14 protein-coding genes are annotated in these 15,747 nt (G+C 45.5%); 9 read left to right on the forward strand and 5 right to left on the reverse strand.

What is annotated here, in order from left to right; translation table 11 throughout:
- The first annotated feature begins 18 nt into the window (after window positions 1-18).
- The 6 genes from OHJ21_RS05790 (at window position 19) to OHJ21_RS05815 (ending at window position 6,213) form a co-directional block, all read left to right on the forward strand.
- Window positions 19-384: a YxeA family protein gene (locus OHJ21_RS05790; RefSeq protein ID WP_326117605.1), complete on the forward strand. Its 366-nt coding sequence runs from the start codon at window positions 19-21 to the stop codon at window positions 382-384.
- Between the two features lie 26 nt (window positions 385-410).
- The gene (locus OHJ21_RS05795; protein ID WP_486019499.1) at window positions 411-2,615 is read left to right on the forward strand and encodes a M1 family metallopeptidase; all 2,205 of its coding nucleotides are present in this window, start codon (window positions 411-413) and stop codon (window positions 2,613-2,615) included.
- Between the two features lie 91 nt (window positions 2,616-2,706).
- On the forward strand, window positions 2,707-3,414 hold the full coding sequence (locus tag OHJ21_RS05800; protein ID WP_326117607.1) for a response regulator transcription factor: 708 nt from the start codon (window positions 2,707-2,709) through the stop codon (window positions 3,412-3,414).
- Between the two features lie 3 nt (window positions 3,415-3,417).
- Window positions 3,418-4,839 (forward strand): sensor histidine kinase, encoded by a 1,422-nt coding sequence (locus OHJ21_RS05805; RefSeq protein ID WP_486019500.1) that lies wholly within the window; start codon window positions 3,418-3,420, stop codon window positions 4,837-4,839.
- A 102-nt stretch (window positions 4,840-4,941) separates the two neighbouring features.
- Window positions 4,942-5,292: a DUF2512 family protein gene (locus OHJ21_RS05810; protein ID WP_486019501.1), complete on the forward strand. Its 351-nt coding sequence runs from the start codon at window positions 4,942-4,944 to the stop codon at window positions 5,290-5,292.
- 204 nt (window positions 5,293-5,496) lie between these two features.
- Complete coding sequence (locus tag OHJ21_RS05815) at window positions 5,497-6,213, forward strand: DUF899 domain-containing protein (RefSeq protein ID WP_243390643.1); 717 nt, start codon at window positions 5,497-5,499, stop codon at window positions 6,211-6,213.
- A gap of 161 nt (window positions 6,214-6,374) precedes the next feature.
- On the opposite strand, the gene OHJ21_RS05820 is transcribed toward OHJ21_RS05815, so the two are convergent.
- Window positions 6,375-7,421 (reverse strand): CotH kinase family protein, encoded by a 1,047-nt coding sequence (locus OHJ21_RS05820; protein ID WP_326117611.1) that lies wholly within the window; start codon window positions 7,419-7,421, stop codon window positions 6,375-6,377.
- A gap of 208 nt (window positions 7,422-7,629) precedes the next feature.
- On the opposite strand from OHJ21_RS05820, the gene OHJ21_RS05825 reads away from it, so the two are divergent.
- Together OHJ21_RS05825 and OHJ21_RS05830 are read left to right on the forward strand one after the other, a co-directional pair.
- Window positions 7,630-8,418 carry a DUF6897 domain-containing protein gene (locus OHJ21_RS05825; protein WP_486019502.1) on the forward strand — a complete coding sequence of 263 codons (789 nt, stop codon included), beginning with the start codon at window positions 7,630-7,632 and terminating at the stop codon, window positions 8,416-8,418.
- A gap of 452 nt (window positions 8,419-8,870) precedes the next feature.
- The gene (locus OHJ21_RS05830) at window positions 8,871-9,536 is read left to right on the forward strand and encodes a DUF2642 domain-containing protein (protein ID WP_100536764.1); all 666 of its coding nucleotides are present in this window, start codon (window positions 8,871-8,873) and stop codon (window positions 9,534-9,536) included.
- Window positions 9,537-9,683: 147 nt separating this feature from the next.
- On the opposite strand, the gene OHJ21_RS05835 is transcribed toward OHJ21_RS05830, so the two are convergent.
- From OHJ21_RS05835 to OHJ21_RS05850, 4 genes are all read right to left on the reverse strand, one after another.
- Window positions 9,684-10,955, reverse strand: a complete 1,272-nt coding sequence (locus OHJ21_RS05835) for a saccharopine dehydrogenase NADP-binding domain-containing protein (protein ID WP_486019503.1) — start codon at window positions 10,953-10,955, stop codon at window positions 9,684-9,686.
- Window positions 10,956-11,190: 235 nt separating this feature from the next.
- A complete protein-coding gene (locus OHJ21_RS05840) occupies window positions 11,191-12,534 on the reverse strand; it encodes an ArsB/NhaD family transporter (protein ID WP_486019504.1) in 1,344 nt (447 codons plus the stop codon).
- 41 nt (window positions 12,535-12,575) lie between these two features.
- Entirely contained in the window at window positions 12,576-12,731 is a 156-nt protein-coding gene (locus OHJ21_RS05845; protein WP_165789620.1) for a hypothetical protein, read from the reverse strand.
- A gap of 302 nt (window positions 12,732-13,033) precedes the next feature.
- Window positions 13,034-14,824 carry a hypothetical protein gene (locus tag OHJ21_RS05850; protein WP_486019505.1) on the reverse strand — a complete coding sequence of 597 codons (1,791 nt, stop codon included), beginning with the start codon at window positions 14,822-14,824 and terminating at the stop codon, window positions 13,034-13,036.
- A gap of 494 nt (window positions 14,825-15,318) precedes the next feature.
- Here OHJ21_RS05850 and OHJ21_RS05855 point away from each other — a divergent pair, with 494 nt between their 5' ends.
- Window positions 15,319-15,732, forward strand: a complete 414-nt coding sequence (locus OHJ21_RS05855) for a YugN-like family protein (protein ID WP_100536768.1) — start codon at window positions 15,319-15,321, stop codon at window positions 15,730-15,732.
- Window positions 15,733-15,747 lie beyond the last annotated feature (15 nt).

The raw sequence follows: 15,747 nt of genomic DNA on the forward strand, positions 1-15,747 counted from the left end.
TCATAAAGGAGTAGAGTCATGAAAAAAACGGCGATCTTCGGCGGCATTCTTGTCGCCATCCTCATTGGTTTTGTTGTATTTATTCAAAATGTGAACATTAACCGCTTCGGGACCGATTCATATTATGTGCAAATTCAAGATGGAACCAAAGTGGAAGACAAAGCAGATAACGGGGAGAAGTACATCTACTATGAGTACACCTTGGAGGGATTCAATAAAGAAGGGAAGGCGAAGACGTTGACCTTTACGGCGAACAAAGAACTGCGCAAGGAAGCGTACCTGCGTTTATACGTCAAAGAAAAGGGTGTCAGCTCCTATCAAGAGGTACAGGCAGACAAGCTTCCGGAACAAGCCAAAGTAAAGCTCGAAACGTTAGGAAAATAAGGACGATATCAGAAGGAGAGAATAACGTGACTCATGTAAAAGAAAGAACGACGATTCTATCGAAAAAGGTTATCATCGGCTCACTTGCATTGACATTGACTGCATGCCCGCTCATTAGCGCGGGTAGTGCAGCGGCAAAAGCTATTTCCCCTACTGCAATTTCACAAATTTCAGAGAGCGACGAAGCGCATGCACCGATTCAATATCACATTCAGGCGAGACTGAACGAGAAGGACATGACCATACAGGGAAGCAGCATGGTTACCTATCGAAACATCAGTCAGGATACGTTGAATCAGCTGGTATTCCACACCTATGCGGATGCGAACCGTTCAAAATCGACACAGACGTCCATGTTTAAACGATCAAACGAAGAAATCAGCAAGAACCATCCGGATAAGAAGCCGGAAGATTTTCTTGGAGGTATTGATATTCAGGAAGTGAACGCAAACGGCCAATCACTTGTTTTCCATAATGAAGATCAGGCTTTGACGATTCGATTGAAGGAGCCCATACAACCGGGCGCATCGATAACGGTACATATGGACTTCTCTCTGAACATTCCGTATGGTTCGCAGCGGTTGTCGTATTATCAAGATATTGTAAATGGCGCTCACTGGTTTCCGGTTTTGTCGGTCTATGATGAAGAGAAGCATCAATGGAATACGACCCCTTACAGTCCATCATTCGAAAGCGATTATTATACTTCTGCAGATTATGAAGTAGAGTTCAACGTTCCCGACGCTTATCAGGTGGCGATGCCAGGCACGATAACGACACGGAATAACGTGGAACCTGGCCGCAAGGTTGTTTCCACTGTTGCCAACAATACAAGGGAATTCGTATTCTTTGCCAGTCCCAATTTCAAAGTAAACAGCGCTACCCGCGACGGCTTGACGATCGAATATTTTTATTTTGATAACGAACCCGGAAAGAAACAGGTCATGGATCGGTATATCGATCAGGCATTTAAAGCGATCGAATTTTTTGGTGATAAATACGGCGCTTATCCTTATCCGGAATTCCGAATCGTCGAGTCTTACGTGGAAGGCGTGGCTATCGAATATTCGCGGGTCATCCAGATGGGACAGGTTCACAGCAAAGCCGATCCCGCGCAGGACACGGTATTCATTCATGAAATCGCGCATCAGTGGTTCCACGCTCTGATCGGGAACGATTCGGAGAAGGAATCGTTCCTAGACGAAGGTTTTGCCGATTTTTCCAAGGTGTATTTTGCCGAGAAATTGGGGGATAAGCTGAATGGTTTTAAATCCATTCAATTTGACGATTCCAAGGTGGAACTTGCTATTGCATCGACCAATGACGAGGTGGGGGACTTGGCTAGTCCGGTTTATTACGAAAAAGGTCGCCAAGCGATATACCAATTGTACCGGTCCGTTGGCGAGGAGAAGTTTGACCACTTGATGAGGGAATATTTCAAACGCTATGTATATAAAAATGCCACAATTGAGGGACTTCTCCAAACGATTGAAGACGTGCTCGGAAAAGAGGCGCGAAACGAAATGGCCACGGCTCTATATCAACCGGGTTTTGTTCTTAAGCCTGAATACCAACTGTCGGACGAAGAAAAAACCGCATATTTGCATGATCAGTTTCAATTGCTGTATCAATCAGCCTTAACCCAAATTCCAGGCTTGCCCTACGAAACGATGAGCCGCATCATGGAGAAGGCCCTTCAAGGAGAGCCGTTATCGATCGTTCTGAGCGATCAAGTAAGCACTCAAACACGCAAGCAGCAAGAAGCCATGGTGAACCAGCTCACGATGCTTCTGGATATCAGCGGAGTGAAATATGATGTTATTCGGGATCGCCAGGTATTAAAAAAGAAATTGAAGAAGGAACTGGGGACAAGCAATCTGATCGTGATCGGCAACGGTAAATCAAACGGGGTGGTGCAGGCGCTGAAATCCGGTATTATCGAGCGGGCGAACAAAATGGGCTTTGCCTGGAAGGATACCATGAATCAACCGAGTGCTTCCGGGGCATATGCGATCAAGCATCCATTCAATCAAAATCGCTTAATGCTTCACTATTTTTGGAATGGTGATCATGTAACAGACGAGGTCTTGGAGACCTACATGGCGAACATGCAGGAATCCATCGGATTCACGAGCGCTTATTATCAGTATTATGTGTTGGACAAGAAGGGCAAGGTGGTGTTAGATAAAAAAGTGGAGAATCCGCTGTCGAAGTTTTTTGCGGAGGAGTAAGCTTGAAGTTCCCTTCTCGACTCTCCAAACGCTGTTGAATAGCAGCTTGGCAGGTGGGAAAAATGTTGGTTATAGCAGGGGGTGAACGAATTTGGCGTTTGATCAAAAGGTACTTGTCGTTGATGATGAGGCGGATATTGTCAGGCTTCTTCAAACCGTGCTGATCAAGGAAGGCATCGACCAGGTGTATACTGCGGGAACAGCGGAAGCAGCATGGGTTGAATTCCAGAAATGGCAGCCTGATCTTGTTATTCTGGATATCATGCTCCCGGACGGAGAAGGATACGAAGTATGCAAGAAAATTCGCAGCGTCTCGAATGTTCCGATATTCTTCTTATCCGCGAAGACAGAAGAAATTGATAAAATCCTGGGCTTCGCCATCGGCGGCGATGACTACATTACCAAGCCATTTAGTCCGAAGGAAGTGGCTTACCGGATCAAAGCCCGGTTTCGGAGACCGGATATTACGGAGCTTGCGGACAAACCGAATCGCGTGATGAAGAAAGGCCCCTTTGAATTAGATGAAGAGAAGGTAGAGCTGAAGAAGAACGGCAAAGTCATTCCACTAAAACCGAAAGAGCTGGGGCTGCTTACGCTGCTGCTTAAACATCCGGGCCAGATCATTAGCAAGGAAAGTTTATATGATCAGGTATGGGGTGAGGAATTCTTCGGTTTTGATAATACCGTGATGGTTCACATCAGGAGGCTGCGGGAGAAAATAGAAGAGGACCCTTCCAATCCCCGCTATCTGCTCACGGTAAAAGGCCTTGGGTATAAGCTTGTTGTAGAGGATGAATAGGGGATGAAGTGGAAGCTGACCGGCAGGTATCTGGTCTCCGTGGTTCTTATCGTCGTCATCGTTATTATTATGAACATCGTGGTGATTATCGGCTTATTCATTCTACAAGCGGTAAATGAGGATCTCCCACTCCTAAATAGGCAAACCTCAGCAGAGTCGATATCCCGATCCTTTCAGGAATATATCGTAATATCGGAAACGGGAGCTACCATAAGCGAGAAGGGCAAGGAGATTCTGGAGAAGAATCAGGCGTGGGTTCAAATTCTGGATGAGGATGGTGAGGAAATCTACCGTTATCTTGCTCCGGAAGAGGCCAAAACCAAGTACGCCCCCATCGATATTGTACAGATATATAAGTATGTCGAGAAGGAAGTCCTTTCCACCGTCTTTATTGGCGAAAAGACAGGTTTCGAACATCGTTACAGTTACTTGGTTGGATTTACGACCCCATACCTGGAGCGGCAAGTGTTCACCATCGATTCACGGAACTTCGCGCAGACGTTTAAGGTTTTTAGTGTGTCCATTATCATTGTTGACGGATTCATCGCCTTATGTATCGCTTATATATTCAGCAAGCGGCTGACCAAACCCATGTTTATCTTAATCGACAGCATTAAGCGTTTGGCTGGGCGTGATTATACCATCTATCATCAGCCTAAGGGGATATATAAGGACGTTTTCGCCAATATCAATCTTTTGTCCCAAGAGCTGAAATCAAGCGAGATGGAAAGAAAGAAATTGGATGCGATGAAGGAAGAGTGGATCGGCAATATCTCGCATGATATCAAAACGCCTCTAGCTTCGATTCAAGGATATGCGGAGATGATAAAGGACACGGAATATCAGTTCTCCATGGACGAAATACGGGATTACGCCGGGATCATCGAAGGAAAGTCTAAGTATTTGAGTGACGTGATCGAAGACTTGAATCTGTCCACCCGCTTGAGGAATAAAGAGCTGACGTTAAATATGAAAAATGTAAACATCGTAAGCCTGGTACGCAATGTCGTGATCGATACCCTCAATGACCCCAGGTACGCCAACCGGGATATTGATTTTAAGAGCAGTCATGAGGTCATTAAAATCGAGGTTGACGATATTCTGATACGCAGAGCAATAAGCAATCTGATCTATAATGCGATTGTTCATAACCGCGAGGATATTTCGATCAAGGTCGAGGTCGAGAAGAAGGAAGAGCAGATCGGGATTCGTGTGCAAGACAATGGAAAAGGCATTAAGCAGGAGGAGCTCGGAAGGATCTTCGATCGCTATTACCGTGGGACCCATACGGGGGAACTCCATAAGGGGTCAGGTCTTGGCATGGCCATTACGCATGACATTGTGATCGCGCATGGAGGACATATTCAGGTGCATAGCACGGTTGACCAAGGCACGGTTATGGAAATCAAACTGGGGCGTACTTAGAGCGTCCGATATCCATGATGGTTTTCCGACGGTTAGGGATCTTGGTTAAGAGTAATAATGATGCAAGCAGGTTACACTACCGTTAAAAGGAGTGTATAGTTTATGAAACTGCTTGTTAAGTTATTGGTGCATGGAGTTTTGATTACGGCACTGCTTGTTGGGCTTACCGATGCTTCGTTCACAGGGGCTATATCGACGGCATTAGGAATTGGTATCGTTGCTTATTTGGTGGGGGATTTATATATTCTGCCCCGCACCAGCAATATGATGGCTACGATCGCGGATGCCGGCTTAGTATTTGTTATGCTGTGGATCATTGGCAGCGTTGCGAACTGGAACCTTAATTTCTCGGAGGTCCTGTTAATCGCGGTACTTGCAGGAAGCTTTGAGTATTTATATCATATGTGGCTTCGGGGCGAGAATCTGTTTAAAAAAAGACAGCGGGCCTCGTAAAACCAGAATGGAATCTATGAAACAAACACATAACGCGCGATCCGAAAAGAAGCCTGAAATCAGGCTTCTTTATTTTTATATATCGAAAAGAAGGTTTTGCTGAAAGGGCAAGGCTATAATTCTTGATTTTTGAGCAATTGAGAAGAAATTTTTAGCTGCTATTAGAGATAAACTTAAGAAAATACATGAAGGGAGAATTTCATTATGAAAAATGGAGAAAATCATTTGCAGCTTCCAAAAGTCCTATCCCCGGATGCGTGGCTATTCGATCGTAAGGAACTGATGGCCAAAGAGACTGGAGAGGAATCTCCCAAAATCGTGTCACGGGACGAGTGGCTCGTGGCTCGTAAGGCATTGTTAGCGAAAGAGAACGAAGTTACCCATGAACCAGATGCGATGCTGGTTGAACGAAGAAACCTGCCCATGGTTGAGATGGACAAGGATTACGTCTTCGAAGGTCCGGACGGCAAGGCAAGACTGCTGGACTTATTTGACGGTCGAAGTCAACTCATCGTCGGGCACTTCATGTTTGACCCGGACTGGGAACAGGGCTGCCCAGGCTGCTCAGCCGGTGCTGCCGAGATTTCGGATGACCACCTGAAGTTGATGCATGACCGTGACACCTCTTTTGTATACATCTCCCGTGCACCACTGGCAAAGATCGAGGCATACAAAGACCGCAAGGGCTGGAGCTTCCCTTGGTACTCTTCGTATGGCAGTGATTTCAACTACGATTTCCACGTTACGCTGGATGAGGCCGTGACTCCTGTAGAATATAATTACCGCACCAAAGCGGAGTATGAGCAGGAAGGTAATCCACTAGACTTTGAAGGCAAGCAGTCGATTGAGCTGCCAGGAAGAAGCTGGTTTCTTCGGGTCGGCGATCGCGTGTTTCACATCTATTCTGCATACCACGGATAGTGGCCTAAAATCATGAAAGGAGCAGGATCCTGAACGATAAGATCACTGCAAGGCCGCCGAAAAATGATATTAACCCTTTAGTAGGCAGTGCGAAGAATGCGCACAATCGTCTACATGGAGGGGATAATATCATCATGAAGGCAGCCTTGTTTTTTTGACGTTTAATCCAAACTGCCCAATTGATTCATGATGTCCTGTCTTCGCTGATCAATATATTTACGTATCGTATCCGGTTCGGAGTCAAACACCTTGTCGCTCCACTTATGATTAGGGTCCTTATAGATATGGTCCGCAATCGCATTGTGCATTTTGTATACGATCGGCAGTTGGCGCCTCACGGTGAATACCGACTCAAGAAACCCTGACAGGAGAGCTTTATACCTCTGCCTGTGCGGACGGAAGGATAATATTTTCTCGGTCAGCTTATTATAACCTTGAATTTTCACAAGATCGGAATCTACTAATTTTCCATAGCAATTCCTTCCCCAGGTTCCCTCGTAGTCCCACGGGATCATGCGGTAAGTTCGAGTTTTTCCATGCTCAAACAAGGTGTAATTCTGATTAAAGCCATCATAATTCCCGGTTAATACTGCGCCGCATAACCACCGCAAATAATTTTCGATGTCCAGGTGCTTACGGAGATACTGCTGCAATTCGGCACCTACTTTTAGATGAATCTGCTGTACGAAGTTGGATAGCTTCACACGATCGCGTTCGGAACCTTTGATCAGGTTATAACCCGAGAAGGAGGATTTACCGGATGAACGCTTATCCGTAAAATCGGCATTGTCGTTAACGGCATAAATAATGCTGCGCACGGGAATTCCCCGCTTACGAAAAAAGGGAGTCTTGACTGCCTCAATATTAAGGTATACCCCCAGATTCTCATGATTCAGATGCAGCACGCAGTGGCGGGTCGACGGGCTTGGCACGTGGATGGAATTGAAAAATTGAAAGGAGAGGGCGTTTCGAATCATGGAAGGGTCATCATATTCGGCATTGAAGTGGTAGGTATATTTTGAGGTTTTAATTTCATAGGATTTTTTCGGGTATTCACGTGTATGCCCTCCGCGATAGCGAATACGTATGGGTATTCTTTTTCCACCGCTAACCAGCTGTGCAGGCACAAAATGATTTGACCAAATATTGCTTTTTAACTGTTCATAATCCTTGTCTTTGATAGTTACGCGATACACAGGCAAGGGCATGAAGCTACCTCCTTCAAACTGGTAGACTATCGTTGATTTTATATGATTCGATTATATTAAACCAGTTCCTTTCTATTACGGGAAACATATGAATATATTACCGATAGACCTGATGGACAATTGAGGGGTATCCAATGCGGTCAAGATGACACCTGAAATATACCATTCATGATCTGTCGAAATATGAATCCTCGAAAGGAGCATGAACATGGCTTATAACAGGTTTGGTTTCGGGAATTTGGTAGGAAGAAACGTGAAGATCAACCGCGGCGGACCGGATTCAATCGAAGGTCTTCTGCTCGATGCTCAGTCAGACTACCTGGTTGCAGTTGCTGATGGCGGTTTCGTTTATGTTAAAGACGATCATGTCAAGAGCATTACGGATACAGGTAAATCCGGTGGAGCGAGAGAAAGCATCGTAAATCCGATCACGGCATACAACTTCGTAGGAGTCATGCAAGCCCTTCGGTATCGCCTTGTTAAAATTAATCGCGGCGGACCAGAAAAACTGGAGGGTATCATCGTTGACGTGAACCAGAACTATCTGATCTTAACCGTAAAAGGTCAAGAGGTCGTTCACATCCCTGTTAGCCATATTAAATCGATCACGGTTGTTCGTGGCGGAGGGAATAACCAATCCGGCGGCAATCAAAATCAAAATCAGAATCAAAATAGCAACTCTCAAGGCAACCAATCCAACCAATCTCAATCGCAAGGCAACCGCTCAGGCAGTAACCAATCGGGAGGCAACCAAGGAGGAAACCGTACGGGGGGCAACCAATCAGGAGGAAACCGTACAGGCGGTAACCAAACAAGAGGTAACCAAACAAGAGGTAACCAAACGAGAGGCAACCAGACTGGCGGAGACTGGATGAATTGGACAGGCGGCAACCAATCCAGGAACCGTTCCGGCAAGCGCAATCGCAGCGGCAACCGTTCCAATAACCGCTCCGGCAACCGGAATCGCAGCGGAAAACGGAGAAATGGCGGCGAGTAACTTATCGTTCCATTACAAACGGTGTAATAACATCCAATTCCAGCCATCTTCTGCTCACTCATTTTATATAGGAAGCAATAGGAATTTAAACGTAACCAATGTTAGTCCTCCGCAGCGAAACACCTCACATGAATCATTGCGTTCTCCTCTTTTATAAGGTGAGTTGCATGAATATTCCCCCGATTCAGCCCCTTACCGATATCATTGTGCGTGCATTATTCATGTCTTGCCTCTGAATGAGCATTGGCTGCCGAAGGCATCCAATGCTTCCTTCAGGGGAATGTTTATCCAGTTCGACTATTGCAGTTATAAGCATGCACGTTGTCGTTCGATATCAACAATATATGCAGGCGCAGGCGTTAGGTGATGGTGATTCGTAATGCTTAAGATCTAGTTATATGATGTGGAAGCCATCCGTTACGCAGCGAAGTTTTTTTGTAAGGAGGGAAGAGATGGAACCATTACGTTCAATGATAGGCAAACGTGTTGAGTTGGAGCTTTCGGGCTGCAAGACGCTGCTTCATGGAGAATTCATTGATATGGGAAGCGACGTTCTGGTGTTATATTCCAATTCAAAATATATATATACTCCAATCCATCATTTACAGCATTTACGTTTATATGAAGAATGGGAAAACCCTGCAATGGATAGCGGTCCTGATTCTAAGATTGATCTCACCAATATTTCATATCGCAAAATGTTGATGAATTCCAGGGGCGTTTTTACGGAAATATACTTGGGAGGCTCACATTCATTGCATGGTTATGTGACGGGCATTATGAACGATTTCTTTGTGTATCACTCACCGATGCATCAGGCGGTTTATATTCCGGTTAACCACGTCAAATATCTGATACCGTATCCGCCCAACATGACCCCTTACAGTCTCAGCCAAGAACATTTTCCAGTACAGCCTTCCGGTGTTGCACTGTCCCGCACCTTGGACCAGCAATTAAAAAAGCTTGAGGGGCAGCTCGTCATATTCGATCTCGGCGAACATCCCCACAAAAAAGGATTGCTGAAATCCGTCAATGATAAAATCATTCAATTGGTTCTCGCCGGCGGAGACGACATTTACCTGCATATGGATCACATTAAATCGATCCATCTGCCCTAAAGCTGATACGCTAAATTTTTAGAAAGTTTCAGACTTCCCACTGACAGTTCATCTGGCGGTGGGGTTGCTATTTAACAAGCTCTGAGAAATGCCATATGAGTCGGTACTCATATTAATGAAGTCATTATTTAATCAATGAAGCTCTCCTTAAGAGGGAGGAGGGTATCGTTTCATGCGATCGAGCAGTTGTCCATCCGTGCTCGGATTCTCGCCGCTCACAAAATCTTTCATATAATAGGACAGATAGTCACCGTATCGACTTTCGGTCTGAAGGAGTAATTCATCCACGAAATAAACCCCATTTGCAATTTCATCTTTGAGGAGTGTGCATAATGCGCCATATAGGCCGCAGGCGACCTGAAAATAGGTGGCGTTGATATGATATTGAGGGAAAATGTCATCGCTGCTCAGAACATTATACATATACCGCTCTTTGTCTGGATAAACAAGCAGAACCCCCACTAAATCTTCTCCTCCGACTTCACCATTCACCGGATCAAGCACCTGCTGATCCCATTCCCATATTTCGTCAATATCTTCAAGCTGGGAACGGATTAAATGAATGGTATGGTCGCTTACGCGGTAGATAAAACCTGTCTCCATATCGAAGAGTTTGCCGAGGGTCAATACTTCCTCATGAGGCATTAATGATCCATAGAATTGTTTCTTTCCCAACGTGACCTTGAATTCAAGCTCGTATACCGGAAGATGCATGGTGAACGGAAACCGATGCTTCATAAACATTGGATAGTTGAGAATGGCTTCATCGAGAAAACATTCTGGCGACCAAGTGGAGTAAATCGTGCGCTCTTTAACAAGGGAAGGGTCTTTGTATAGTGAAGTGTCATGTTCAACGATATAACAGGCCAGCGGTTTCTCGCCAGGTGTTTCGTTCATTAACTTGATGGCCATCCACTGGACGACACCCGGATTCATACCGGTGCCGATGATGGCGGCAGATCGTGTGGGTTGATTTCGGCCTTCCTGGAAAATTCGGTACCTTTCCAAGAGCGTATATCCTGCAAGACTCTCATTCTCATCCACTTTCGGATTTTCAAGCGCGGTATTTATATAGTGTACGCCGGTTTCTTGGCAGCATGTAAGCATATCGACCGTATCCGCCCATGATACATCGATTACATGCGTGGTGCCGGTCGAGCGCAAATGCTGGCGAAACTGTTCCAAATGGTTCAAATCGAATTGGTGCAGTGTCGCATGCTTGAGCAAATTCGGCATGAATGTTCGATAATGTGCCGCTTCTTCCTGCTTCAGGTCGATCAGATGAATCTTGCTGTGCTTCATAAAGATATGAATGGGGTCATGGATATCGCCAAGGCTTTTCTCCAAAAGCGAGAGGATTGCTTTAGCCACTCCGCCGGAACTCCCAAGTATGCTGATAACGATGGGAGGCTGCTTCATATTCTACCAACTCCTTTCTAGTAACACATTATTCATAGAGTGGTGGAAAGGTCTGTACGAACACACATGGAATGCTGATATTCGTTCGAAATCATGATATGTACATAGTCAGCGGAACGAATTGGACGTAAAAGAGAGAGCAATGAATGATGTGCGTATTCTTCATCGTTCTTAAAGAACGATGAACGGCGCGCCACATCATTTTCAATGCTCTCCTCGAGTTGCCGCATCAGCATCAGTATAGCCATTGAACCCAAAAGGCCAGAATCACCAGCGTAAATATAAGGGTAGGAGGGATGGTCAATATCGTGACCTTGATATAATCCTTCCATTTGATTTTGACATGGTGCTGTTTCAGAATATGAATCCATATAAGGGAAGCGAGAGTACCCATCGGGAGAAGCAGCGCTCCAATATCACTGCCGATTACACTTGCGAGGTAAGCAATCTTGAGAGTTAGCGGATCAAGGTTCATATTGGTTAGCGTGATGGTGCCTACCATCAGGGCAGGGTGATTGTTAAAGAGGATCGATAATAAAGAGAGAAGGCCACCCATTAACAAGCTGGCGTTTAGTAGATCTGTTGCAACGATAGGTTCGAAGAATTGGATCAAAAGCTGCGTTAAACCGATGTTATGAAGTCCATAGATGAGCACATACATCGCGAAGGCAAAGACAAGAATATGCCAGGGTGTTTTTTTCAATAAATCGTTTGGGGGGATTTTCAGAACGGCCCATCTCCAGGACAATAGAATGGTTGAGCCTAGGATGGCAACAATTTCGATAGGTATTCCTAGATAGGAAGCAACGAATAAAGCAATTCGAACAGTAAAAACAAACAGGAGAACATTACGCATAAACAAATTGCGTTTGTGAACATCTGCTGGAGATTTCAGGGAACTGCTTAGCGGATGTTTACCTTCGCCCAAATGTTTCTTCACATGAAGCCTACGCGGCAGCTGATGTTTAAAGCAAAGGAATAACAGAAATACGAGCAGCAAAAGCCCGAGGGTCGCCGGAACGAACATCATCATGGTGTGCATGTAAAGATCCATGTCCACAATTTCTAAAGCGATTAAATTTACGATATTGCTGACGCCTATAGGTGCGCTTGATGCAGTGGCTATGAGTGCGCCTGAGAGTAGATAAGGGATTTTTTCATGGTTTTTGAGTCCGAGTCGCTTGAGTAGAATAAGGAGGATCGGCGTTGTAATGAGTATGCTTCCATCATTGTTAAAGAATAGCGTCATTAGAAAACATAATAAATTGACATACCAGAACAGCCGAATTCCCGACCCTCTTGCTCTGGCCGCCAAGCCCTCGGCAGCCCAATTGAAAAACCCGAAACTCTCGAGTATGATGGCCATGACAATGGTGGCTATAATCGTAATGGCAGCGCTGCTTAAGGTTGACCCGATCGTTAGGAGGTCCGGCAACGATACGCTCCCACTTAATACAACGATTGCAGCACCAACGGAAGCCGGTATGGCTTCATTTAATCCATTCGGACGCCATATGATTAGAACCATGGCGATTATAAAGGCTGCAATGGTTAGTGTGATCACTGCTGGACTGAGCATGGAGTGTCTCACTCCCTTCTATCATTGATCGTTTGCAATGGTTACGTATCCTTATTGTCGGGGATCACGACACTAATAAAAGCAACTTGCTCTCTTGCAGCCTCATCCTTAATAGATTCAATTGGAATCTGTTTAGGAGGCGTTAGTAGAGAGTAAAGTCCCCAGCCTGCTAACAAAATAACAATGAGCACGATCACGAATATCACTCCTCGCCGTCACTTATTCATTTTTTGTAAAGATACCTACCATTCATAATTAGTAGATAGATATACTCTATTTATATGTATCGAGGACTGGCATTGCTCTAATGGATTTGCCTTGATCGCGCGATATTCCGCGATTGTAGGGTCGTGCATGCGACAGGTAGTCTTTTAAACTTGAAGGGGATGAAGGTAGGATTCTGGAAATGGACAAAAGGGGACGAGTCTGCGGGAACATATAGAATAACCCCGCTGCTCAAATAGAGCAGCGGGGTTATTCTCACCTCAACTTACGGTATTCACGGTTTAGCATTCTTCCAATAAGCATAAGCATGCACCACGCTACCGGTAAAGGAAGGTGAATCCTTCAATAAATCAGGCAGCTTGGCAAGCTCTTCCTCCATGTAACCTGCTCCTTCTTCATAGAAGGAAATATGATTGCCTTCATGGCTGGCTTTGATCTCTACAGAAATCTTGATCGGCTTGCCCAGCTCATCGGCAAATGCAATCTCTTCCTTAGCGACCCCGACAATCCCGTTCGATCCTTCCGCTGTATCCCGGAAGGCCATGAGAGAAACATGGTCCATGCGGTTGATCATCCACTTGCTGAGCGACATATCTTGGCCGGTAACTTTATATTTGTCCAGCCACACGGCCATATCCATGCTTGCTTCCAGGTTGGAATCTTTTTTCAATTCCGTAACAAAGACATCCAGATTCGCGGTCCATTCGGAAATAACCTGCTGCGAATTTTCCCTCCATGCAGGCAGCACATAAGGTTCAATGTCCAGATGAATGCCATGAAAACGCTCATTGCCTTCCACTGCGCGGTTGTAGTTCTTCACGTAATTGACCAATCGCAGCATTCTGGGCCGGTTCTCCTCAAGTGCCCATATCGGATGGCCACCCATGGCATGAACCTCAATTCCGGCTGCAGCCGCTTGTTTAACAAACGATGAGTACGAACTGTAAGGCTGCTCCAGGTCCAGCCTTACATACAGCCAGTTCAAGTTTTTCTCTTTCGCAAAATCAAGTATTTCCTGACTGTTTTGAATCACCTCATGGGCTTCCCATATATAGGTGCCTCTTACGATAGGGTCCCGTGTAACCGGATCCGCATCGGGCACGCGACCGCCTTCTCCCGGTTCAGGATCCGGATCGGGGACCGGTGATGGGGAAGTAGGTTCCTTATCGTCTGGCGGTACGCTCTCATCATCAGACATGTTTTGCCAGTTGCGAATATCGTGGATAGCGATTCCGGCAAAGGATGCATATGAACTGAGCGCACTGGACAGATGCTCCAATTTCTCGTTCATTCTTTCCTTACCATGTCCATAAAAGCTGGTGTGAGACTCACCCGGCATTTCCTTCGTATTAACCCCAATAAGAATCTGCTTACCAAGCCTGTTGGCAAGCTCAAGCTCATCTCGCGTCAGGTCCAGAATCCCATGCTCGGATTCTACCTCGTTCCGGTAGGCCATCACGGTAACATGATCAAATGTACCGATCAGCCATTCATTCAGACTGGTTCCACTACCCAAGGTGTATGGATCAAACCAGAAGGGGATGTCGATTCCGAGCTCCAGGTCGTTCCCGGATACTTGATTCAGGAATACCTTAAGATTTTGTTCCCAGGTGCTGATGATCTTGTCCTTCTCATCCTCCCAGTGGGGAAGCACGTACGGCTCTATATCAAGATGGATTCCGTCAAATCTGGCACCAGCCGAAACCTTGCCGTTATAGTTGATCACCCAATCAGCGAGTCCGAGCATATCCTCCCGATGTTCGGTGAGGGCCCATCTTGGATCTCCTCCTAAAGCATGCACCGCGATTTGATTCTCATGCGCACGCTGTATAAATGCCTCGTAAATTTCGGACGGCAGTTGACGATCAATCTGTAAGTAGATTAGATTAATTCCCTCTTCTCTGGAAAAACGAAGCACTTCTTCGCCGCCATCCTGAATCAGATTCGTCTGCCAGATCCAAGTTGCTTTTTTTGTAGCATTTTCTCCATAAGCCGGGGTATGAAGCCCCACCAGAAGCATGACAGCCAAGAGGCCGGCAAGCATCGGGTAACTTTTTACTTTCATGTTTTTCCTCCGTTTCTCTGCGAGAACTCCACGTATTCTCTATTTAGTAAACGGGGTTATTATAGCATTGATACCTCAAAAAAAGATGAGCCCTTGTTCTCACGGGACAGGGAGCAAGGATTACATCGAACGAATGATCGGTTTAAAAGGAACTACTCTATATTTGGAAATGTTTAACTAAATGAACTAAATTATATGAATTTGAACAAGATTAAGGCTAACTGCTTAGGAAAAAAGTTGTGTTTTTGACTTCGATATGGCCTAGTGTCACTATTTTAATAAAAAACTTCATTAAATTTATGGGTTATGGAGGAGATTTGAAAGCTTACATCATAGCGACTAGTAATTTAAGGGAGAGGAGCGGCTCGTCAGATTTGGACCGCGAGACTCCGCATATATGGAAACGATTTGTCATGTTGAAATCTTAAAATGAGATCCGTATATTGCTTGGAATTCAAGCCCATGCTAGGACTAAAAAGATAAGGCGGGCGCACATGATTAATTTGGAATCGAGATTGGAGAATATTGAAGACCGTTTTGTGAATATTGATACCTATCTATGTAAACATGATTTTACGTTAGCCGGCAATTGGGATTACAAGCATGGCTATCTGGACCGGCGGTTGGACCAGGAGCGGATGGTGTGGCTTCGGATCCCTTTTCTGGTCACCAAAGGCAGCTTGGACGGCGAATGCGGCGGTTGTCATGCTACGATAAAGCTTGGCCGTCCATTCGTGTTCAGACATATATACAATACGGGAACCGACAAGCATGCGGTACCTCGTTTAATGGGAGCTCTCTTTGATCAATTCCAGGCTCCGATCGACCCTGACGCATCGGTGGATGATATGTGGATTGAACAAGCAAGAAAAGTCTTGGACGAAGTGGAGACAGGGTACTTGCACTAACACTCGGCGCTATTC

Source organism: Virgibacillus sp. LDC1 (assembly GCF_025792345.1).
GTDB classification, from domain to species: Bacteria; Bacillota; Bacilli; order Paenibacillales; family Paenibacillaceae; genus Paenibacillus_AQ; species Paenibacillus_AQ lautus.